19 protein-coding genes are annotated in these 22892 nt (G+C 53.9%); 9 read left to right on the forward strand and 10 right to left on the reverse strand.

All coding sequences use genetic code 11. The annotated features are described in order from the left end of the window. Positions 1-41 precede the first annotated feature (41 nt). From ABIB59_RS22660 to ABIB59_RS22675, 4 genes are all read right to left on the reverse strand, one after another. A complete protein-coding gene (locus tag ABIB59_RS22660) occupies positions 42-941 on the reverse strand; it encodes a Dyp-type peroxidase (RefSeq protein ID WP_039079729.1) in 900 nt (299 codons plus the stop codon). 92 nt (positions 942-1033) lie between these two features. Continuing rightward, entirely contained in the window at positions 1034-1609 is a 576-nt protein-coding gene (locus ABIB59_RS22665) for an RpoE-regulated lipoprotein (protein ID WP_039079728.1), read from the reverse strand. Between the two features lie 62 nt (positions 1610-1671). Further along, on the reverse strand, positions 1672-2121 hold the full coding sequence (locus tag ABIB59_RS22670) for a DUF2919 domain-containing protein (RefSeq protein ID WP_039079727.1): 450 nt from the start codon (positions 2119-2121) through the stop codon (positions 1672-1674). After that, positions 2108-2533 carry a GNAT family acetyltransferase gene (locus ABIB59_RS22675; protein WP_039079726.1) on the reverse strand — a complete coding sequence of 142 codons (426 nt, stop codon included), beginning with the start codon at positions 2531-2533 and terminating at the stop codon, positions 2108-2110. The genes ABIB59_RS22670 and ABIB59_RS22675 overlap by 14 nt, the downstream gene beginning before the upstream one ends. Before the next feature lie 212 nt (positions 2534-2745). Here ABIB59_RS22675 and amiA point away from each other — a divergent pair, with 212 nt between their 5' ends. Further along, the gene (gene amiA, locus ABIB59_RS22680; protein ID WP_071193720.1) at positions 2746-3618 is read left to right on the forward strand and encodes an N-acetylmuramoyl-L-alanine amidase AmiA; all 873 of its coding nucleotides are present in this window, start codon (positions 2746-2748) and stop codon (positions 3616-3618) included. Continuing rightward, positions 3618-4526 carry an oxygen-dependent coproporphyrinogen oxidase gene (gene hemF, locus ABIB59_RS22685; protein ID WP_354037124.1) on the forward strand — a complete coding sequence of 303 codons (909 nt, stop codon included), beginning with the start codon at positions 3618-3620 and terminating at the stop codon, positions 4524-4526. The genes amiA and hemF overlap by 1 nt, the downstream gene beginning before the upstream one ends. 477 nt (positions 4527-5003) lie before the next feature. On the opposite strand, the gene maeB is transcribed toward hemF, so the two are convergent. Continuing rightward, positions 5004-7283 carry an NADP-dependent oxaloacetate-decarboxylating malate dehydrogenase gene (gene maeB / locus ABIB59_RS22690; RefSeq protein ID WP_071193722.1) on the reverse strand — a complete coding sequence of 760 codons (2280 nt, stop codon included), beginning with the start codon at positions 7281-7283 and terminating at the stop codon, positions 5004-5006. A 282-nt stretch (positions 7284-7565) separates the two neighbouring features. On the opposite strand from maeB, the gene tal reads away from it, so the two are divergent. Beyond that, the gene (gene tal, locus ABIB59_RS22695; protein ID WP_039079722.1) at positions 7566-8516 is read left to right on the forward strand and encodes a transaldolase; all 951 of its coding nucleotides are present in this window, start codon (positions 7566-7568) and stop codon (positions 8514-8516) included. Between the two features lie 20 nt (positions 8517-8536). Continuing rightward, positions 8537-10525, forward strand: a complete 1989-nt coding sequence (gene tkt / locus ABIB59_RS22700; RefSeq protein WP_079496185.1) for a transketolase — start codon at positions 8537-8539, stop codon at positions 10523-10525. 189 nt (positions 10526-10714) lie between these two features. On the opposite strand, the gene ABIB59_RS22705 is transcribed toward tkt, so the two are convergent. The 3 genes from ABIB59_RS22705 to aegA all read right to left on the reverse strand — a co-directional run bounded on the left by ABIB59_RS22705 (position 10715) and on the right by aegA (position 14508). After that, on the reverse strand, positions 10715-11758 hold the full coding sequence (locus ABIB59_RS22705) for a DUF1176 domain-containing protein (RefSeq protein ID WP_071193724.1): 1044 nt from the start codon (positions 11756-11758) through the stop codon (positions 10715-10717). A 125-nt stretch (positions 11759-11883) separates the two neighbouring features. Continuing rightward, positions 11884-12459, reverse strand: a complete 576-nt coding sequence (gene nudK, locus ABIB59_RS22710; protein ID WP_039079719.1) for a GDP-mannose pyrophosphatase NudK — start codon at positions 12457-12459, stop codon at positions 11884-11886. Positions 12460-12528: 69 nt separating this feature from the next. Further along, complete coding sequence (gene aegA, locus ABIB59_RS22715; protein WP_169038999.1) at positions 12529-14508, reverse strand: formate-dependent uric acid utilization protein AegA; 1980 nt, start codon at positions 14506-14508, stop codon at positions 12529-12531. Between the two features lie 225 nt (positions 14509-14733). Here aegA and narQ point away from each other — a divergent pair, with 225 nt between their 5' ends. Together narQ and acrD are read left to right on the forward strand one after the other, a co-directional pair. After that, positions 14734-16434, forward strand: coding sequence for a nitrate/nitrite two-component system sensor histidine kinase NarQ (narQ, locus tag ABIB59_RS22720; protein WP_079496181.1), 1701 nt, complete (start codon positions 14734-14736; stop codon positions 16432-16434). Positions 16435-16645: 211 nt separating this feature from the next. Beyond that, positions 16646-19759, forward strand: coding sequence for a multidrug efflux RND transporter permease AcrD (gene acrD / locus ABIB59_RS22725; protein WP_107223195.1), 3114 nt, complete (start codon positions 16646-16648; stop codon positions 19757-19759). A 103-nt stretch (positions 19760-19862) separates the two neighbouring features. Here acrD and ypfM read toward each other — a convergent pair whose 3' ends face one another. Further along, positions 19863-19922 (reverse strand): protein YpfM, encoded by a 60-nt coding sequence (gene ypfM, locus ABIB59_RS22730; protein ID WP_100181659.1) that lies wholly within the window; start codon positions 19920-19922, stop codon positions 19863-19865. 505 nt (positions 19923-20427) lie between these two features. On the opposite strand from ypfM, the gene ABIB59_RS22735 reads away from it, so the two are divergent. Genes ABIB59_RS22735 through ABIB59_RS22745 form a run of 3 tightly spaced genes read left to right on the forward strand, consistent with a single transcriptional unit; the run spans position 20428 to position 22126 of the window. Continuing rightward, positions 20428-20784: an ArsC family reductase gene (locus ABIB59_RS22735; RefSeq protein ID WP_039079715.1), complete on the forward strand. Its 357-nt coding sequence runs from the start codon at positions 20428-20430 to the stop codon at positions 20782-20784. 3 nt (positions 20785-20787) lie between these two features. Beyond that, positions 20788-21915 carry a succinyl-diaminopimelate desuccinylase gene (gene dapE, locus ABIB59_RS22740; protein ID WP_039079714.1) on the forward strand — a complete coding sequence of 376 codons (1128 nt, stop codon included), beginning with the start codon at positions 20788-20790 and terminating at the stop codon, positions 21913-21915. Positions 21916-21928: 13 nt separating this feature from the next. Continuing rightward, on the forward strand, positions 21929-22126 hold the full coding sequence (locus tag ABIB59_RS22745; protein WP_039079713.1) for a YpfN family protein: 198 nt from the start codon (positions 21929-21931) through the stop codon (positions 22124-22126). Between the two features lie 46 nt (positions 22127-22172). Here ABIB59_RS22745 and ypfH read toward each other — a convergent pair whose 3' ends face one another. Next, positions 22173-22868, reverse strand: coding sequence for an esterase (ypfH, locus tag ABIB59_RS22750; protein WP_354037128.1), 696 nt, complete (start codon positions 22866-22868; stop codon positions 22173-22175). Positions 22869-22892 lie beyond the last annotated feature (24 nt).

A 22892-nucleotide genomic window follows, 5' to 3' on the forward strand; every position in this document is an offset into this window, starting at 1 on the left:
CTACCCGCATTCCGGTGAGCAACAGAGGGAAGGTGAAGAAATTACAGCGACAGCAAACGTTCTACAGAAGGGGCGAAGTAGTAGCCGCCGGTTACCGGTTTGGTGAAGCGCAACATCGCATCACGTTTACCGTCAGCGTCGCCAAACATACTCAGTAATTGCTGCTCAATGTTATATAAGCGCGCGCAGTAGGCACAGAAATAGAGGCCATGCGTTCCGCTGGCAGTGCCGTATGGCAGGCTCTGACGTACAATTTTCAAACCCTTGCCGTCTTCTTTTAAATCGACGCGGGTCAGATGCGAAGTAACCGGACGATCATCACCATCAATCTCTTCGTTCGCCTCTTTGGTGCGGCCAATCATCATCTCCTGATCGCCCACGCTCATGCGATTAAGCTGTTTGAGGTTGTGTTCCCAGCGCTGTACCAGCACATAGCTGCCGCCTGCATCCACACCGTCTTTGATGACGGCGACATCGCGACGAATTTCATCGCCTGCCGGGTTTTCAGTCCCATCAACGAAGCCACTCAGATCGCGGTCTTCAACCCAGCGGAAACCGTGTGTCTCTTCTTTCACGTCAAGGGTGTCGCCAAACGCGGCCAGCGCCGCCTGCGCGACGGAGAAATTGACGTCGTGACGCACAGAGAGGATATGGATAAGCACGTCGAACTGTGTGGCAGGCGCCAGACCTTTACCCAGCGGTGTAAAATTCTTCAGCTCTTGCGCGCCTTCACCGCCGCTCAGCTCACGCCAGATATCATGCCCAAAGGCAACAACTGCGCCGAGGGCCGCATCGGGGAATTTCGCCTGCAGGGTCGCCAGTTTGTCGATAAACACCCGGCAGCCTTCACGCAGGGCGTTTTTGTCACCCACTACATTCGCTTCAATCCAAATCGCCGCACGGCAATGTTCTGGCAATATGCCGCTCTGAACCTGAGACATCATTCCTCCTGAAAAAAAGATGCCACGCAACCGTGGCATTGATGGGCGTATTGTACCCGTTTTTTGTTCAGGACGCGGCGCGTAGGATCAAATTAGCGGCGCCAGATAATTTTGTGCAATGTCCAAGCCTTGAGCGCATCGTCAGACGGCATTAACCCTTCTGGCCCATTCCAGTTGCCGGTGAACACATAGCTAATATGCGCACTGCCCGGTGCCTTACACTCAACGCCTTTGGCATCGTCACCCGTTGCAGCAACACAGTTACCAAATGCTTTATCGTAAAGCCCACTAAACGCGGTGCCGGTTTTAACCCCATTAGCCGTTTCAATGCTGCTGTCGAGGACATCCACCTGGCTTACGGTACCGTTCTCGCCGTTCACCACCAACGCCACTTTGTCATCTTTCAATGCCTCAAAGTAACGGACGATTTTGCCTTTCTCGGTTTTCATCCCGCTGCGCAGGTGATAATTGCCGTTCAGCGCATCATTGATCGCTTTTTCATCAAGCGCAGTAGTCGCTGCGATCCCCCCGACGCCCTGTTCACTCACCTCGATGGATGAGCCAAACCAGTTCCAGGGCAAGGCTGCAGACCAGTTGACCGAAGAGAGCGTTGAACAACCGGACAGTGCCAGTGCCAGCGCGCAGACGCTTATACGCAGGGATTTCATCTTTACATCCTTTCTTGTTAACTTGACGGCTATTGGAGTGCCGGAACAGTAAAAAGTGCCCGTTAATGATGATCCGGGTGAAAACAGGCCTGACATCGCGGATTACTCAGCAGCCACACCAGCGCTATGATATCAGCCACGACAAGCCCCAGCCCCACGCCAGTGATAGCCTCTCCGTACAACCACAGCAGTGGCTGCCAGAGTAATAACGTGGCCTGCGCGAGAATCAGCAACAGACGCATCAGACGCCAGAGACGCGGCAAGAGGTGCCTGCGGCCACTCAGTAAAAACGTGAAAACGGCCGGGACACCGGGCAACAGGCCCAGCCAGAAAGTATCATGATCGGGATAAAACAAGGTCAACAGCGCATCGCCCTGCCCCCGCGACGCTGCCGCAATCACAAATAAAACCCAGGTTCGCGCCTGTAATAACAATACACACCAGAATAAAAACGGCAGCCGCAAACGGCCATGGCTGTCAAAATCAGCAGGCGTTAACTCAATATTCTTCATCTTCTATCAGGCGCTTACCTAAACTTAGCGAGTCTGAATGCTCATAGCCCAGGCGTTCATACATTCCCAAAACCACGTCATTGTCTTCACGTACCATGATGTTGATTTTGGGACAGCCGCGAGCAATCAGCTTTTTCTCCAGGCGGCTTAATAACGCGTTGGCAATACCACGACCACGAAATTCCGGATGAACCCCCAGGTAGTAGGCTGAACCACGGTGTCCGTCATAGCCCCCCATCACGGTGCCGACGACTTCACCGTTGACCTCGGCGACCAGGAACAGGCTGACGTCGTGATTAATCTTACGTTCGATGTCCATTTCCGGATCGTTCCACGGGCGCAGCAGTTCGCAGCGCTCCCACAGGGTGATCACTTCTTCGAAGTCTTCCTGGCGAAAAACACGTATTTCCATGGTGTTACCTGCCCTTTTTTACGGTCAAAGAGAGATTATCGCGCGACCAGCCGCCGTAGCCAATATGCGGCGAAATCGCAGCAGGAAAATGGCATAATGTCACTCTGTCACGTATTGAAATGAAAAGTAAAACATTTCTTAGTAAGGACTGTCGTAACGGCAAACCCAATACGATATAACTCCAGGGACTACGGATAAAAAGAACAGGCTGTATGAGCACTTTCAAACCCTTAAAAATATTCACCTCGCGTCGTCAGGTTCTGAAAGCCGGCCTTGCCGCTTTAACGCTCTCAGGCATGTCGCGGGCCATCGCAAAAGACGATTCAACTCTTAAAACCAGCAATGGGCATAGCCAGCCGAAAGCAAAGAAAGCCGGTTCACGGCGTATCGTGATGCTGGATCCAGGCCACGGCGGCATTGATACCGGCGCAATAGGCGGCAACGGTTCGAAAGAGAAACATGTTGTGCTGGCGATTGCCAAAATTGTCCGCACCATTCTGCGTAACCGGGGCATTGATGCGCGCTTAACGCGCACCGGCGATACCTTTATCCCGCTTTATGACCGCGTGGAGATTGCCCATCAGCACGGTGCCGATCTGTTTATGTCCATTCATGCTGACGGTTTTACCAATCCCAGCGCGGCAGGGGCATCGGTCTTTGCGTTGTCCAACCGTGGGGCCAGTAGCGCCATGGCGAAGTACCTCTCCGATCGCGAGAACGCCGCCGATGATCTCGCGGGTAAGAAAGCGAAAGATAAAGATCATTTGCTACAGCAGGTGCTGTTTGATCTCGTTCAAACCGATACCATCAAAAATAGCCTGACGCTCGGCTCACATATTCTGCGCCAGATTAAACCGGTGCACCGCCTGCACAGCCGGAATACGGAACAAGCGGCGTTCGTGGTGCTGAAATCGCCGTCAATCCCTTCGGTACTGGTGGAAACGTCGTTTATCACCAACCCGCAGGAAGAGAAGCTGCTTGGTACCACCGCATTTCGCCAAAAGATAGCCAACGCGATTGCTGACGGTATTATCAGTTACTTTAACTGGTTCGATAATCACAAGGCCCATTCGAAGAAACGCTGATGACCATACCGGATACCCACGATGTAAAATCCTTTCTGCTGTCACTGCAGGACGACATTCGCCAACAGCTTTCCGCGCTCGATGGCACCGCTTTCGTTGAAGATAACTGGCAGCGCGATGCCGGCGGCGGCGGTCGCAGCCGGGTCTTGCGTGATGGCGCGATTTTCGAGCAGGCGGGGGTTAACTTTTCTCATATCACCGGTAGTGCAATGCCCGCTTCGGCAACAGCGCATCGCCCTGAGCTGGCCGGGCGCAGTTTCGAAGCCATGGGGGTTTCACTGGTGGTGCATCCGCGCAACCCGTATGTGCCAACCAGCCATGCCAATGTGCGCTTTTTTATTGCTGAAAAACCCGGCGCCGACCCGGTCTGGTGGTTTGGCGGCGGCTTTGATATGACGCCATTCTACGGTTTCGAGGAAGATGCCATTCACTGGCACCAGACGGCACATGACCTGTGCCAGCCGTTCGGGGAAGAGGTCTATCCGCGCTATAAAAAGTGGTGCGATGACTATTTCTATCTTAAGCACCGTAACGAGCAGCGCGGGATTGGCGGACTGTTTTTCGACGATTTGAACACACCGGATTTTGACACCTGCTTCGCTTTTATGCAGGCCGTGGGCAAAGGTTATACCGATGCCTTTCTGCCAATTGTCGAGCGGCGTAAGGGGATGCCATGGGGCGAGCGTGAGCGTGAGTTTCAGCTCTATCGTCGCGGACGTTACGTGGAGTTTAATCTGGTGTGGGATCGCGGCACGCTGTTTGGCCTGCAAACCGGCGGGCGTACAGAGTCGATTTTAATGTCGATGCCGCCACTGGTGCGTTGGGAATACAACTACCAGCCAGAAGAAGGCAGCCCGGAAGCTGCCTTAAGTGCGTTTATAAAACCTCGGGACTGGATTACCGCGTAGATACTGTGAACGTCTTCAACCTTTTTAGCCACGGCTGATTCGTTTTCCCGCATGGCAACCATAGCGACATCTTTGTTCCCCCTGGCGCAGAGCGTACAGCGAGGGGGTTGAGTCCCCGCTGAAATTGGTGAGACGAAGACCCGATGACAAGGTCAGGCCGCCAGGGATGGCGGACTGAGGTTTGTCGAGACAGGACGTCGAGTCAAACCGACCGCAGGCAGCGGGGCGGGAGGCGAACGCAGTGCGAAGCACCGATTTCTTTGCGGGGCCGCGGGGATTGTAAAGGGGAACGCGGTGTTCCCCTTTACCCGTTCACGTGTCCGAAGGTGACATTTCGCCATGAACATAAGGTGAACGGAACCCTCCTCCAGAGCCGCATATTCCCCTCACCCCAACCCTCTCCCCGGGGGAGGGGGAGAAAACCGGTCGTAGCCCGGACAAAGCAGCCGCCGCATCCGGGAAATCCCGACAACCAGCTTACAGCGGCTGTGTCTGCGCCTCTACCACCGCCAGCGCCACCATGTTAACGATACGCCTTACGGAGGCGATAGGCGTCAGGACATGCACCGGTTTCGATACGCCCATGAGCACCGGCCCCACCGTCACCCCCTCGGAGCTCGACACCCGTAGTAAGTTGTAACTAATACGGGCAGCCTCAACGTTTGGCATAATCAGGATATTCGCCGAGCCTTTCAGCGGACTGTCCGGCATACGTTCATGGCGGATACTCTCCACCAGCGCGGCGTCCCCGTGCATCTCCCCGTCAATCATCAGCTCGGGTGCACGCTCGCGCACCAGCTCCAGCGTTTCACGCATTTTCAGCGCAGCCAGCGATTTCGAGGAACCAAACTGCGAATGGGATAACAGCGCCACTCTCGGCTCGATACCAAAACGGCGCACAGTTTCTGCCGCCAGCAAGGTAATCTCCGCCAGTTGTTCAGCGCTGGGGTTCTCATTCACATAGGTATCGGCGATAAAGGTGTTCCCGCTGGGCAGCAACAACGCGTTCATCGCCCCGGCCGCATGCACGCCTTCGCGATAGCCGAAGATCTCCTGCACAACGCTAAAGTGTTCATGATAATCACCGATGGTGCCGCAGATCATTGCATCCGCTTCACCGCGGTGAACCATGATCGCGCCAATCACCGTGGTATCGCTAATCACCGCACGCTGCGCCTGTTCTTGAGAGATACCGCGCCGTTTCATGATGCTGTAATACTCGGTCCAGTACTCTTTGAAGCGAGGATCCGATTCATTGTTGACGATCTCAAAGTCAACGTTGGGTCGAATTTGCAGCCCCAGTTTTTGGATACGCATTTCGATCACGCCCGGACGGCCCACCAGAATCGGCTTCGCCAGCCCCAGAGTGATCAGCTCCTGCGTCGCATGCAGCACGCGCGGCTCTTCCCCTTCGGTCAACACAACGCGTTTTGGCTCTTTACGTGCCTGCGAGAAGATAGGCTTCATAAACAGGTTTGTTTTGTAGACAAACTCGGTGAGCTTATCGACATAGGCGTCAAAATCAGCGATCGGACGGGTTGCGACGCCGGAATCCATCGCCGCTTTTGCCACCGCGGGGGCAATCTTCACAATCAAACGCGGATCGAACGGTTTCGGGATCAGATAATCCGGGCCAAAGCTCAGATCCTGGTCGCCATAGGCAGAGGCCACCACCTCACTCTGCTCGGCATGCGCCAGCTCGGCAATCGCATGTACCGCCGCCAGCTTCATCTCTTCGTTAATCGCCGTCGCACCCACATCCAGCGCACCACGGAAGATAAACGGGAAGCAGAGTACGTTGTTGACCTGGTTAGGGTAATCGGAACGGCCAGTACAGATGATCGCATCCGGGCGAACCTCTTTCGCCAGCGGCGGCAGAATTTCCGGTTCCGGGTTTGCCAGCGCCAGAATCAGCGGCTGACGCGCCATTTTTTTGACCATCTCCGGCGTCAGCACTTTCGGACCGGAACAGCCGAGGAAAATATCCGCGCCGTCAACCACATCTGCCAGCGTGCGTTTGCCGTCATCCTCCACGGCATAAGCCGCTTTGGTTTCCGCCATGTTGGCTTCACGGCCTTTGTAGATAACCCCTTTGGAGTCGCATACCACAATGTTGTGTTTCTGCATGCCCAGCGCCACCAGCAGGTTCATACAGGCGATTGCCGCCGCCCCTGCTCCGGAGACCACCATACGCACGTCAGACAGATTTTTCTCTACCACGCGCAGGCCGTTCAGAATGGCTGCGGTACTGATGATGGCCGTCCCGTGCTGGTCATCGTGAAAAACGGGAATGTTCATGCGTTCGCGCAGTTTTGCCTCAATATAGAAGCACTCTGGCGCTTTGATATCTTCCAGGTTGATGCCACCGAAGGTCGGCTCCAGCGCCGCCACCACATCGATCAGCTTGTCCGGATCATGCTCGTCGACTTCGATATCAAATACATCAATGCCGGCGAATTTCTTAAACAGAACGCCCTTGCCTTCCATCACCGGCTTCCCGGCGAGGGCGCCAATGTTACCCAGTCCAAGCACGGCGGTACCGTTTGAGACGACGGCAACCAGGTTGCCACGCGCCGTATACTTGTAAGCTGCCAGCGGATCTTTCTCGATTTCAAGACACGGAGCCGCAACACCCGGCGAGTAAGCCAGCGCCAGATCGCGCTGTGTGGCCAGGGGCTTCGTTGGAGACACCTGAATTTTCCCAGGATGCGGGAACTCGTGGAAATCGAGGGCACTTTGTTTGAGTTGGTCGTCCATTTGCTGTTCCTTAACGCGTATCTTTCAGATAATTGAAGCGTGATAACCGTCCTGATGCGCCGCATAGTATGCCCCCAGCCACGCCCGCAAACTTTGAACACAACCAAACTCTGACCAACCCATAACAAAAATTGCCATCAATTCATAACACCAATGTTACAACCCGTTGAAAGCAAGACACTCCCCGTCTGCTATGCTTTTTTGTTATGCACAACACGATTCCGATAACAACACTCTCGAAATCATTCTTATAACACCTTGCTTTTTAAGGAGTATTTTTCTATGAATTATTTAGACGGCATCAAACAGTTCACTACCGTGGTAGCCGATAGCGGCGATATTGAGTCCATTCGACATTATCAACCCGAAGACGCAACCACCAACCCCTCGCTACTACTGAAAGCAGCCGCGCTGGACCACTTTAAACACTTGATTGAAGACGCAATTGTCTATGGCAAAAGCCACGGCAAAACCCAGGAGCAGCAGGTAGCAGAAGCCTGCGACAAGCTGGCGGTAAATTTCGGTCAAGAAATTCTGAAAAGTATCCCCGGACGTGTTTCAACCGAAGTGGATGCCCGCCTCTCCTACGATAAAGAAAAAAGCGTCGCCAAAGCCCGCAAGCTGGTGCAGCTCTATGAGGAGTTAGGCATCGATAAATCACGCATCCTGATCAAACTGGCTTCAACCTGGGAAGGGATCCGCGCGGCGGAAATCCTCGAAAAAGAGGGGATCAAGTGCAACCTGACGCTGTTGTTCTCCTTCGCCCAGGCGCGTGCCTGTGCCGAAGCCGGGGTATTTTTAATCTCTCCATTTGTTGGACGTATCTACGACTGGTATCAGCAACGTAAACCCATGGACCCGTACGTGGTGGATGAAGACCCCGGCGTGAAATCCGTGCGGAATATCTACGATTATTTTAAACAGCATCGCTATGAGACCATCGTCATGGGCGCAAGCTTCCGTCGTACGGAACAGGTCCTGGCGCTGGCAGGCTGCGACAGACTGACTATTTCGCCCGACCTGCTCAAAGCCCTGCACGGCGAGGAAGGCGTTGTTGAACGCAAATTGGTTCCGCCGTCGCAAACCTTCCCGCGCCCTGAACCTCTGACCGAAGCGCAGTTCCGCTGGGAGCACAATCAGGACGCAATGGCGGTGGAGAAACTGTCGGACGGTATCCGCCAGTTCGCCGTTGACCAGCGCAAACTCGAAGATCTGATCGCCGCCAAATTTTAACCCTTAGCAAGGAGAGAGTTATGTCTCGTAAAGAGCTCGCCAATGCGATTCGCGCCCTGAGTATGGATGCGGTACAAAAAGCGAATTCCGGCCACCCTGGCGCCCCGATGGGGATGGCGGATATTGCCGAAGTCCTGTGGAACGACTTCTTAAAACATAATCCGACAGACCCGACCTGGTACGACCGTGACCGCTTTATTCTGTCTAACGGACACGCCTCCATGCTGCTCTATAGCTTGCTGCACTTAAGCGGTTATGACCTGTCGCTGGATGAGTTAAAAAACTTCCGCCAGCTACATTCGAAAACCCCGGGTCACCCGGAGATTGGCTATACACCAGGCGTCGAAACCACTACCGGTCCGCTTGGACAGGGGCTGGCGAACGCTGTCGGGCTGGCGATTGCTGAACGGACGCTCGCCGCACAGTTCAACCGCCCTGATCATGAGATTGTCGACCACTACACCTATGTGTTTATGGGCGATGGCTGTCTGATGGAGGGGATCTCGCATGAAGTCAGTTCGCTGGCGGGCACCCTGGGGCTCGGCAAACTGATCGGCTTTTACGATCACAACGGCATCTCAATTGATGGCGAAACTGAAGGCTGGTTTACCGACGATACGGCCAAACGTTTCGAGGCCTACCACTGGCATGTGGTACATGAAATCGACGGCCACGATCCCGAGGCGGTGAAAAAGGCCATTCTGGAAGCGCAAAGCGTTAAAGATAAACCGTCACTGATTATCTGTCGCACGGTCATTGGTTTCGGCTCCCCCAATAAGGCCGGGAAAGAAGAGTCCCATGGCGCTGCACTTGGGGAAGAAGAAGTCGCCTTAACCCGTCAGAAACTGGGCTGGAAATACCCGGCTTTTGAGATCCCAAAAGAGATCTATAAAGCATGGGACGCGCGCGAAAGCGGCGAGAAAGCGCAGCAGGCATGGAAGGAGAAATTTGCGGCCTATGAAAAGGCATACCCGGACCTGGCTGCGGAATTTAAACGTCGCCTGAGCGGTGGTCTGCCCGAAAACTGGGAACAAACCACCCAGGCGTATATTGAGAAACTGCAGGCGGAACCGGCAAAAATTGCCACCCGCAAAGCGTCACAAAATGCCCTGAATACGATTGGTCCGGTCCTGCCGGAACTGCTCGGTGGTTCCGCCGACCTTGCCCCCAGTAACCTGACGATCTGGTCGGGCTCCCACTCATTAAAAGAAGATCCAGCCGGGAATTACATCCACTACGGCGTGCGTGAATTCGGGATGACCGCCATCGCCAATGGCATCGCCCATCACGGCGGCTTTGTGCCGTACACCGCCACCTTCCTGATGTTTGTGGAGTATGCGCGCAACGCGGCACGTATGGCGGCGCTGATGAAAGCCCGACAAATCATGGTCTATACCCATGACTCTATCGGTCTGGGGGAGGATGGTCCAACTCACCAGGCGGTGGAGCAACTGGCCAGCCTGCGCCTGACACCGAATTTCAGTACCTGGCGCCCCTGCGATCAGGTCGAAGCTGCGGTTGGCTGGAAACTGGCGGTGGAACGCCACACCGGCCCGACGGCCTTAATTCTGTCCCGACAAAACCTGGCGCAAATGGACAGGACACCGGAGCAGGTTAAAGCAATCGCCAAAGGCGGTTATATCCTGAAAGATGCCGATGGTAAGCCGGATATCATCCTGATCGCCACCGGCTCTGAGGTTGAAATCACGGTAAAAGCGGCGGAAAAACTGACTCAGGAGGGGCATAAAGTCCGCGTGGTATCGCTGCCTTCAACCGATATTTTTGATGCTCAGGATGAGCAATACCGCGAGTCGGTCTTGCCTTCGGATGTCAGCGCCCGCGTTGCCGTTGAAGCCGGTATTGCCGACTACTGGTACAAATATGTCGGGCTGAAAGGCGCGATTGTCGGCATGACTGGCTACGGCGAATCCGCGCCTGCGGATAAGCTCTTCCCGTACTTCGGCTTCACCGTCGAGAATATTGTCGAAAAGGCAAAGCGCCTGCTGTAAACGCCTGATGCCTCACCCGCGGAGGTGAGGGATCCCCACCAAAAATGCGAGCACGAATGGTCCCCTCTCCCTTGAGGGAGAGGGCCTGGGTGAGGGGGAAAATGCGGCTCTGAGCGTCATTCATTACTCAGCCCACGGGGAGAGGGTGCAAACACTAAAAACGCCAACGTTTGTTGGCGTTTTGCTTTTTTAACGCGTGATCCACAGGGTGGGCCAGGCATCTGGTCCATGCCAGTTATCACATTCAGGCTCTTCGGCGTAACGCGTCAGGCGAAAGCGCTGACCATCAAAACGCCAACGTGTCATTACGCCGCAATCCGCTAACCCACGACCTTTGGCAAGCGTCGTCAACTCGCGGGTTTTCTCATCAAACCTGGCGTTCATCAATTCCAGTTCGTTGGTGCCGCGCGAAGGGGTAAATGGCAGGTGTAAGCGTAGCGGGCGTGAAGAGAACGGTTTTTCCCGCGAGACCATCCAGGCTAAATCCACCGTGTTGTACGCGCCTGCTTCGCAGTCAATAATCAACAGGGCTTTATCATCCGTTAACGCCGTGACCCGGACCTCCCGGCGCATGGGGTCAAGCGAGCACTGGCTGTTATTCATCCGCCAGTTGCCATAATCCAGTAAGTCATTGAGTTCTTGCTGCGTTAACGGTGAGGGGCTGGCGTCAGTCAGCGCGACTTCTTTAAGGGCCGGGGCCGGCGGTACACTCAGCGGTGGATCGTCCCCTTTTTTGATCCACGCCGTTTCGCTACCGACGCGTTTTTGCTGGGCATCAATAAACAGCAATGCCGCTTTTAGGCCAACCAGGGAAATCGTCCCCTTCCCGTCTTGCAAAGTGATCGCCTGGGCTTCCTGAATAGTTTGCAAAAAATCCGTAATGGTCTGTGCGTTATCGGTCATTAAATGCCAGGGAGTGATTTGCCAGCGTTGACCGACCAGCCCGAGCGGTTTGTCGTCCAGGCGCAGGCGTGGCGCAATGGGCGCCTCTTTTAAGGGGGGAAGTTCTTTGCCGCCCAGATCGATGCGCAAAGCAGCACTGGTCTGCGCCCCGGCACTGCGTCCCAGAGTCATGACGAGGCCATGGTGCTCACCCGTATTTCGTGCCACGCAGAAATTTTGATTATTACAGGTTACTTGCCAGTCGGAAAAAGCCTGCTGCGCGGGTGCAGCCCACAGGAAGGACGTCGGGCACACACCCAGAATGAAAGCAAGCAAAACGCGGTAACGCATGAATAAAACAGCCCCGGAAGAGAATCGCAACACACAACCCGCGTATCTTCGTGTTCCCGCGCCTGCCGCTCAATCGGATTTGTCGGATAGCTTTATCTAAAATTTATTTTTTAACCCTAGTAAAATCAATCCATTAGACCTGATGATTGCAAATATTGCAGTAAAATCACCGCCTTGCCGTCGCGTATCTCGCCGCTTTTCATCATCTCAAGGGCCTGCGCAAAGGGGAGTTCCAGCACTTCAATGTCTTCATCTTCGACACCGCCGCCATTATTTGCCCGGATGCTGTCGTCATAGCGGGCGATAAAGAAATGGACGATTTCGGTGACGCCACCGGGGGACATATAAAGCTCGAATACCTTACGAACCTCACTCACTGCATATCCCGTCTCTTCAACGGCCTCTTTGCGAATGCACACTTCCGGTTCATCGTCGTCCAGCAGACCGGCGCAGGTTTCAATCAGGCGACCGTCTTCGTTACCGTTAACCCAGGTCGCGACGCGGAACTGGCGAATCAGGACCACGCTCTTTTTATCCGGGTTATACAACAGAATAGTGGCGCCATTTCCCCTGTCATAAACCTCGCGTTTATGGCGAATCACGTCACCATTTTTGCGGGTCAAATCGTAGGTAATATTGCGAAGAATGAAATAGTTATCTGAAAGGACTTTATCTTTAATGACTTCTATGTTGAACGACATACCGACTCCACAACGTAATACGGTCACTCTCATATTACGCTGCGAAGTCTGTTTTGTCGCGACGGGTAATCAGTGGCCTTTCGGCGCTGTAACGCCCAGCCAGTCCATCATCCCCTGTGCAGCATGACGACCTTCCGCCATGGCTGTCACCACCAAATCTGCACCGCGAACCGCATCGCCACCGGCGAAGATTTTCGGGTTGCTGGTCTGATAACGGTATGCGCTGTTGACGTTCGCCGCGATACGGCCCCAGTCATCAACCTCCACGCCGTGCGTTTCCAGCCACGGCATGGAGTGCGGATTGAAACCAAAAGCCATGATGACGGCATCTGCTGGCATCACAAACTCGCTGCCCTCTATTGGTACCGGACGGCGACGCCCTTTCGCATCCGCTTCACCCAACTGCGTGCGTAGCAGGCGAACCCCCGTGACACAGCCCGATTCATCCAGCTCCAGGTTGACCGGCTGGACGTTAAACTCGAATTCAGCCCCCTCTTCCTTCGCGTTTTTTACCTCTTTTTTCGAGCCCGGCATATTGGCCTCATCGCGACGATAGGCGCAGGTCACTTTGCTCGCCCCGTGACGCAGCGATGTCCGTACACAGTCCATCGCCGTATCACCGCCACCCAGCACCACTACATTCAACCCGGCGGTGTTGATAAAGGGTTCTTCCGGCGAATCCGGTAGCCCCATCAGTTGTTTGGTGTTGGCGATGAGGAACGGCAGCGCGTCATAGACGCCAGGCGCATCTTCATTCGGTAAATTCGCTTTCATCGACCGGTACGTACCGACGCCGACAAACACGGCATCGTACTCTTCAAGCAAGGTGTCCAGGGTAATATCCCGGCCAATTTCGCAATTCAGTTCGAAGCGAATACCCATCGCGCTGAAAATTTCCCGGCGGCGCGCAAGCAGTGATTTATCCAGTTTGAAGGCCGGAATACCGAAAGTCAGCAGGCCGCCGATTTCCGGGTGACGATCAAACACAGTGGTACTCACGCCGTTGCGCGCCAGCACGTCGGCGCATGCCAGACCGGCAGGCCCCGCGCCAATGATCGCAATGCGTTTATCTACCGCTGTCACATGCTTAAGGTCAGGCCGCCACCCTTTTGCCAGCGCCTGGTCGGAAATGTAACGCTCAATATTGCCGATAGTGACCGAGCCGTAGTCGTCGCGAACGGTACACGCCCCCTCGCACAGACGATCCTGCGGACAGACGCGCCCGGTGATTTCCGGTAAGCAGTTCGTCTGATGCGATAACTCAACGGCTGCGGTGATATCCCCGGCTTTTACACGTTCAATCCACTGGGGAATATGGTTGTGCAGCGGGCAGGTCCATTCACAGACGCTGTGCTCACCGCATTTCAGGCAACGCTCCGCTTCCCGCTGAGCCTGATCGGCGCGGAACGGCAGATAGATTTCAGCAAAGCCGGTTTTGCGCGCCGCCAGTGCCAGCTTATCGGGCTCTCCACGCGGCGACGTTTTGAGCATCTGTTTGACCTTGCGATCGTTAAATGCCGGGACCAACGCCGCCATACTGTGCCACGGTTGAGCTTCCTGGCTGGCCGCACGTAAACGGCGCGCCTTCGCCAGGTCTGCCAGATCATCACGGCTCACGACCTGAATAGCGTCTGCCGGGCAGTTTTGCGCACAGGCGGGGCCTTCAGCGCGATCGACACAGAGATCACATTTGTGTGCCGTGGCTTTTACCATGCCATTGCCGACCGGCGTGACAAGGATCTGCATGGTGCCGAAGGGGCACGCCACCGCACAGGATTTACAACCGATGCATTTATCCTGGTTAACTTGCACCGAATCATTTACACGACTAATTGCGCCGTTCGGACAACTGCGGGCACAAGGAGCGGCTTCACAATGGTGACATGTTACCGCGCTGCGCTGGCGTTTATTCTTTACGACCGTAATTCGGGGATGAAAATGTTCGTGGCTTAAAACGTGTTGTTCCTGGTTATGTGCCATTACGCAGGCCACTTCACAGGCGCGACACCCTATACATTGTTGGCTGTTAGCCATAATAAAACGATTCATGGCAGTCTTCTTTTCTGGTTTAATAAACCTTATTTTTTATATGAACAATGTATTTACCTGGGCTGTTCAGCGCAGGCAATGTACATTTGCCCAGAAGCGTTACTTAATTGTCACGCGCATGTTGCAGATCAATTTATCGTGGCATAAATAAAAATTAGTCTCATTTGATGAGCCGTCCGGCGATGCCATTTCGTCCGCCACCCTTGGATAGCGGGAATTGCTGTTGTGACTGTAAAACAACCTGTTTCATCCAGCCTTGCCAGAGCCTTTTTTTATATCGTCTTGCTTTCGCTGCTCTCCACGGGCGCGGCGCTAATGACGCTTGCCAGCAGCTTGCGCGATGCGGAAGCCGTTAATATCGCCGGTTCTCTGCGTATGCAAAGCTATCGTCTGGGGTATGACCTGGAACGCGGCTCCGCGGAATTAAATGCACATCGCCAAATCTATCAGCAATCGCTTAACTCACCGGTTTTACGCACGTTAAACCGCTGGTATGTACCTGAAATTGTTGGGCAGCGCTATGCGCAATTACAGGAAAGCTGGCAGGAGATGAATGCCCGATTAGGCACAGCCGACACGGTCTGGTATCAGCATAATATTCAGCAATATGTCGATAACATCGACCAGTTTGTTCTGGCGCTACAACACTATTCGGAACGGAAAATGTGGCTGGTATTGGGTATCTCGCTCATCGGCGCGATGGGGATTTTCCTGCTGGTCTTTTTTACGCTACGGCGCATTCGCCAGCAGGTCGTTAACCCCCTTGCGCAACTGATGGTGGCCAGCCAGGAGATTCAGCAAGGACATTTTACCTATCCGTCACTCAATACCCATCTGGATAACGAATTGGGGCTGCTGGCGTCCACGTTTGACCGAATGTCTGGTGAATTGCACAAACTCTACCGCACACTCGAAGCCCAGGTCGCAGAGAAGACGTATGACCTGCAGGAAGCCCACCGTCGCCTCGAAGTGTTGTATCAATGTTCGCAGGCGCTCAACACCAGCCAGATCGACGTTATGTGTTTTCGTCACATTCTGCAGATAGTCTATGAGCACGAAGCGGCAAGCTATCTGGAGTTAACAATGGGCGATCACTGGTCCATTCATCACGGTGAGGCGCAGGAAGACCTTCCGGTTAACGTGTTACCCGTCAGCATGCAAGAGAGCGTTTTTGGCGAATTACGCTGGCAAAGCGTCAATGCCCAGGCTTCCACGCCATTACTGCAAAGCGTGGCCACGATTATGGGGCGCGGGTTCTATTTTAATCAGGCGCAAAAACAGCACCAGCAACTGATTCTGATGGAAGAACGCGCCACCATCGCCATGGAACTTCATGATTCGCTGGCCCAGGTGCTTTCTTATCTGCGTATTCAACTGGCATTGCTCAAACGAGCAGTGCCCGAGGACAACGCACCCGCCCAGACCATCATCACCGATTTTTCCCGTGCCCTGAACGATGCCTGGCGTCAGTTGCGGGAATTACTGGCGACCTTCCGCCTGACGGTTTCCCAAAGCGATCTGCCCGCCGTTCTGAATGAAGCAATGGCGCTTCTCCAGAGCCAGACGACCGCGAAGCTCGAACTGGATTGCCGCCTGCCAACGCTTATGCTGGATGCACAGCAGCAGGTAAACATCTTGCAGATAGTGCGCGAGGCGGTGATCAACGCGATTAAACATGCCGACGCCAGTACCATCACCGTCAGTTGCGTTACGGACCCGGACGATCAGTATTCGGTTTATATTCGCGATAACGGAAAAGGCATCGGCACGACCGATGAACCTCAGGGACATTACGGATTGAATATTATGCGCGAACGAGCAAGCCGTCTTGGCGGCACGCTCAACTTTGCGCGCCCGCCTGGCGGTGGGACATTAGTCGAACTGCGTTTCCCGGCGCCGCGTACGCTTAAAAGCCAGCAAACGTAAGGAAAAGAAAAGAATTTCTGAAACGGATGCAGCAAAACGGGGATAAAGGAGACACAGCATAATTGTGCCTTGAAAAAGCATGATAATTTACATTATCTCCTTTTTTTCTCCACGTTTGCTTTATCTGTTCCCGCTACATTGAGCACACATTCATTGATTTCAGCAATGTCAAAATAACAATGCGCAGCAAAACAACGAGGTCTTGTTTCTGATGGCGAATTTTTTTATTGATCGCCCCATTTTTGCGTGGGTACTGGCGATCCTGATCTGTTTAACCGGAACCCTTGCCATTATTTCTCTGCCAGTGGAGCAATACCCTAATCTGGCTCCACCCAATGTCCGTATTACCGCCAACTACCCAGGCGCATCTGCCCAGACGCTGGAAAATACCGTGACGCAGGTTATTGAGCAGAACATGACCGGCCTCGATAATCTGATGTACATGTCATCACAAAGCAGCAGTGCCGGGCAGGCCACAATTACACTCAGTTTCACCGCCGGTACGGACCCCGACGAGGCCGTGCAGCAGGTACAAAACCAGTTACAGTCTGCTCTGCGTAAACTCCCCCAGGCCGTTCAGAACCAGGGGGTAACGGTAAGAAAAACCGGTGACACCAACATCCTGACGCTGGCGTTTGTCTCTACCGACGGCTCGATGGATAAACAAGATATCGCCGACTATGTCGCCAGTAATATTCAGGATCCCATAAGCCGCGTGAATGGTGTTGGCGATATCGATGCCTACGGTTCACAGTATGCTATGCGTATCTGGCTCGACCCGGCGAAGCTTAACAGCTACCAGATGACCACTGACGATGTGACCAGCGCGATTAAATCCCAGAACGCCCAGGTCGCCGTTGGTCAGCTCGGCGGCTCACCTTCGGTAGACCGTCAGGCGCTGAACGCCTCGATTAACTCACAATCGCTACTCCAGACACCGCAGCAGTTTCGTAATATCACGTTGCGCGTTAACCAGGATGGTTCCGAAGTGCGCCTTGGCGATGTCGCCGAGGTTGAACTGGGTGCTGAGAAATATGACTTCCTGAGCCGCTTTAACGGTCTTGCCGCCTCCGGGCTTGGGATTAAGCTTGCCTCCGGTGCGAATGAGATGGCGACCTCAGAATTAGTGCTAAAACGCCTGGATGAGCTGTCGCAATATTTTCCGCATGGCCTGGAATATCGGGTCGCCTACGAGACAACCTCTTTCGTTAAAGAATCCATTATCGATGTGGTGAAAACGCTGCTGGAAGCTATCGCGCTGGTCTTCCTCGTGATGTATCTCTTTTTGCAGAATTTCCGCGCAACGCTCATCCCGACGATTGCCGTGCCGGTGGTGTTAATGGGGACCTTCGCCGTTCTCTACGCCTTTGGCTATAGCATCAACACCCTCACCATGTTTGCGATGGTCCTCGCCATCGGCCTTCTGGTGGACGACGCGATTGTCGTGGTGGAAAACGTCGAACGTATCATGAGCGAGGAAGGCCTTTCGCCCAGAGAAGCGACGCGAAAATCGATGGCGCAAATCCAGGGTGCGCTGGTGGGTATCGCGATGGTGCTTTCGGCGGTATTTGTCCCGATGGCGTTTTTTGGTGGTACCACCGGGGCGATTTATCGTCAGTTCTCCATCACTATCGTTTCCGCTATGGTGTTATCCGTGCTGGTGGCGATGATCCTCACACCAGCCCTGTGCGCCACGCTGCTTAAACCTCTGCATAAAGGCGAGCACCACGGGGAAAGAGGTTTCTTCGGCGCGTTTAACCGCATGTTTAACCGCAACGCCGACCGTTACGAAAATGGCGTGGCGAAAATTCTGCACCGCAGCCTGCGCTGGATCCTGCTCTACGTTTTGTTGCTGGGCGGCATGGTGTTTTTATTCCTGCGCCTGCCAACGTCTTTTTTACCGCTTGAAGATCGCGGGATGTTTCTGGCATCGGTACAACTGCCGAGCGGCGCGACGCAGCAGCAGACGCTGAAAGTGGTGCAAAAGGTTGAAGATTACTTCTTCAAAAACGAGAAAAACAATGTCGCGTCCGTCTTCGCCACCGTTGGTTCCGGCCCCGGCGGGAACGGCCAGAACGTCGCACGTATGTTTGTGCGTCTGAAAGACTGGGGCGAACGCGATCCGAAAACCGGCAGTTCCTTTGCCATCATTGAGCGTGCCACCAAAGCGTTTCGCCAAATCAATGAAGCCCGCGTTATTGCCAGCAGTCCGCCGGCAATCAGTGGCCTGGGCAGCTCCGCCGGTTTCGATATGGAATTACAGGATCACGCGGGGGCCGGGCACGATGCGCTGATGGCGGCGCGCGACAAACTGATTCAAATGACCGACAACAATAAAATGCTGACGCGCGTGCGTCACAACGGCCTCGATGACAGCCCGCAATTACAGGTCGATATCGATCAGCGTAAAGCTCAGGCGCTGGGGGTCTCAATTGATGATATCAACGATACGCTGCAAACCGCCTGGGGTTCGAGTTATGTGAATGACTTTATGGATCGCGGCCGCGTGAAGAAAGTCTACGTTCAGTCAGCGGCAAAATACCGTATGCTGCCGAGCGACATTAATCTTTGGTATGTGCGTAACAGCAGCGGCGGTATGGTGCCCTTCTCCGCCTTTGCCACCTCGCACTGGGAAACCGGCTCCCCGCGCCTGGAGCGTTATAACGGCTATGCAGCAGTAGAGATTGTCGGTGAAGCGGCACCGGGTATCAGTACCGGTACCGCCATGGATACCATGGAAAAACTGGTTAGCCAGATTCCCGGCGGTTTCGGTCTGGAGTGGACGGCCATGTCCTATCAGGAGCGCTTATCAGGCTCACAGGCACCGGCGCTCTATGCGATTTCTCTGCTGGTGGTGTTCCTCTGCCTGGCCGCGCTATATGAAAGCTGGTCAGTGCCGTTCTCGGTGATGCTGGTCGTACCGCTCGGGGTGATTGGCGCGCTGCTCGCCACCTGGATGCGCGGGCTGGAAAATGACGTCTACTTCCAGGTAGGTCTGCTGACGGTTATCGGGCTATCGGCGAAGAACGCCATCCTGATTGTCGAGTTCGCCAACGAAATGAACCAGAAGGGTCAGGATCTGCTGTCGGCCACACTGCACGCCTGCCGTCAGCGTCTGCGCCCGATTCTGATGACCTCTCTTGCCTTTGTCTTTGGCGTTTTGCCGATGGCAACCAGTACCGGCGCAGGCTCCGGTAGCCAACATGCGGTGGGTACCGGGGTAATGGGCGGGATGATTTCAGCAACCGTGCTGGCAATCTTTTTTGTTCCTCTGTTCTTTGTGCTGGTCAGACGGCGCTTCCCGCTGAAAGAACGTCAGGAATAATGAGCAAACAAAAAGGCGGCCTGTTAAGGTCGCCTTTTATTGCGTGATTAATTTCACACTTTTTTCGTTTTAAGCAATCACTGCTTTTATGATTCTTCTGGAATTATTTACGAAGCATGCCTTCGATAAAGTCTTTCCAGTTCCCCAGTTCATGTTCAATCATAACTACCTCTCTTATTATTGTGCTTATTCTACGAGAATCCGACATCGCTGTGAAGATATTTCAACCAATTGCTTTGATTGGTCTCTCATAGTATTTGCATTGACGAAATAACTATGCTCCAGAATTTGGCTATTTAATGTGAGCGATAGCAATATTCGGAAACATTTAGTTCAAACCCTGATGTACCCCGGCCTGTAGCGTCATCAAGGTGTAGTCAGAACGTATCTTTGAAGTAGCTAATAAGATGATTTTTTGCCATCAGGTGAAATTTTTGTTTATTTAACAAGCTGGGCAGGCTCGTAAATGACATCATTTTCACATTATTAATTATCACCCTTAGTATTTCTTTAAACTCGTACATATTGCTGATGGCAATCCCTGGCAGGTAAATTTAATAACAGGAAGTATGATTACCCTGCGAATGAAATGATATTATATGTTTATTCGCCCATTATTATTCTAATTTTTTGGGCAATTAACCAAAGATAAGACAAAAGGATTCACCATGCTTACTCTGTTTGGCATCAAAAACTGCGACACCATCAAAAAAGCCCGCCGCTGGCTTGAAGCCCATCAGGTTGATTATCGTTTTCACGATTACCGCGTAGACGGTCTTGATGCCGATCTGTTGCAGCAATTTATTGCGGAACTGGGGTGGGAAGCGCTGCTCAATACCCGGGGTACCACCTGGCGCAAACTGGATGAATCGCTGCGCGCAACCATCACAAACGCGGATTCCGCAGCCGCGCTGATGTTAGAAATGCCTGCAATTATCAAACGCCCATTGCTCTGTGCGCCCGGTAAGCCTATGCTGCTGGGTTTCAATGAATCCAGTTATGAGACGTTTATCAACGAGGTGTAGTTTATGTCGTGCCCGGTTATTGAGCTGACGCAACAGCTTATTCGTCGCCCTTCTCTGAGCCCCGATGATGCAGGGTGTCAGGCGTTAATGATCGAACGTCTTCGCGCCATCGGTTTTACCATTGAGCCGATGAATTTTGGCGACACACAGAATTTCTGGGCATGGCGTGGACAGGGTGAAACATTGGCCTTCGCCGGACACACTGACGTTGTGCCTTCCGGGGATGCTGACCGCTGGATCAACCCGCCGTTTGAACCCACTATCCGCGATGGCATGCTGTTTGGTCGCGGCGCGGCCGACATGAAAGGCTCGCTGGCGGCCATGGTTGTCGCCGCTGAACGTTTTGTTGCGACTCACCCCAGGCACAAAGGCCGTCTGGCGTTTCTGATCACCTCTGACGAAGAGGCCAGCGCCGCCAACGGTACAGTGAAAGTCGTTGAAGCCTTAATGGCGCGCAACGAACGCCTGGACTACTGCCTGGTGGGTGAACCCTCCAGTACCGAAGTGGTGGGCGATGTGGTCAAAAATGGTCGTCGCGGTTCGCTGACCTGCAATTTAACCATTCACGGCGTGCAGGGGCATGTTGCTTATCCGCATCTGGCCGATAACCCGGTACACCGCGCGGCGCCCATGCTCAATGAGCTGGTGGCGATCGAATGGGATCAGGGTAATGAATATTTCCCACCGACCAGCATGCAGGTGGCGAACATTCAGGCAGGCACCGGCAGTAACAACGTGATCCCAGGCGATCTCTATCTACAGTTCAATTTCCGCTTTAGCACCGAACTTACCGATGGGATGATCAAAGAACGCGTTGCCGCACTGCTGGAGAAACATCAGTTGCGCTACACCATTGACTGGTGGCTCTCTGGTCAGCCGTTCCTGACCGGTCGGGGTAAGCTGGTTGATGCGGTGGTTAATGCCGTTGAGCACTATAATGAGATTAAACCGCAGTTGTTAACCACTGGCGGCACATCAGATGGTCGCTTTATTGCGCGTATGGGCGCGCAGGTCGTGGAACTGGGGCCGGTTAACGCCACCATTCATAAAATCAATGAATGTGTGAATGCGGCGGATTTGCAGCTACTCGCCCGCATGTATCAACGCATTATGGAACAACTCATCGCCTGACGGGGAGGAACGCATGGAATGGTTCGCGAAATACTGGTGGATTCTGGTGCTGGTTTTTTTACTCGGCGTACTGCTGAATGTGATCAAAGACCTTAAACGCGTCGATCACAAAAAATTTCTGGCTAACAAACCGGACCTGCCACCGCATCGTGATTTTAACGATAAGTGGGATGATGAGGACGACTGGCCGAAGAAAGACCAGAAGAAGTAATCCCGCCCGATCTGCCCGGCTGCGTCATGAGCCGGGCACGTTTTTGTTAGATCAATTCAATAATGTCATCGTCGTCCGGTTTACCGCCACTCAGCGCTTCATCGAAATAGTGCTTCGGTACGGTATAACGCAGGTGATCGAGGGCGAACTGCAAACTGCGATCATCGATCGCATGCCCTAAATCCTCCACAATATCGAGCGTCACATCGCCACCTGCACGCAGCAACGCGTCCTGCGCCGCAACCGCATGGGCCAAATCAATGACGCGATCTTCACCACCGTGAATCAGGTGAATGGTTGATGCCGTCGAGGCCGTCTGCGGCAGACTGGCGTAACGTCCATTAAAGGCGATCACGCGGGATGCCAAATCGGGCTGCGCTTTAACGCCCTCCAGCGCCATGATGGAGCCTTGCGAAAAACCAATCAGGGCGGTGGCCAGTGCGTTTACGCCGCTTTGCTGCTGCCAGTAGCGCACCGTTTCAATAAATACCGGCATAATGGCATCAATGCGTGCCTGGCGGTTTTCTTCGGTAACACCCTGCACGGAGAACCACTGACGCCCCGTTGGACCGCAGGGTTCCACGCCCCCAATGCTGACAATCATCGCCTCAGGAAACAGCGGTGCGAAGTAGCTGCCGATCTGCCCCATATTCGCCGGGTTATCGCCAACGCCATGAAAGAAAAGCAGTAACTGTTTCGCGGCGCCTGCCGGTTGTTGAACAACAAAATGGTCATGTTTCATGGCGGTCTCCTTAATTCGTTGCCT

This window comes from Citrobacter sp. UYEF32 (assembly GCF_040546205.1).
Classification (GTDB): domain Bacteria; phylum Pseudomonadota; class Gammaproteobacteria; order Enterobacterales; family Enterobacteriaceae; genus Phytobacter; species Phytobacter diazotrophicus.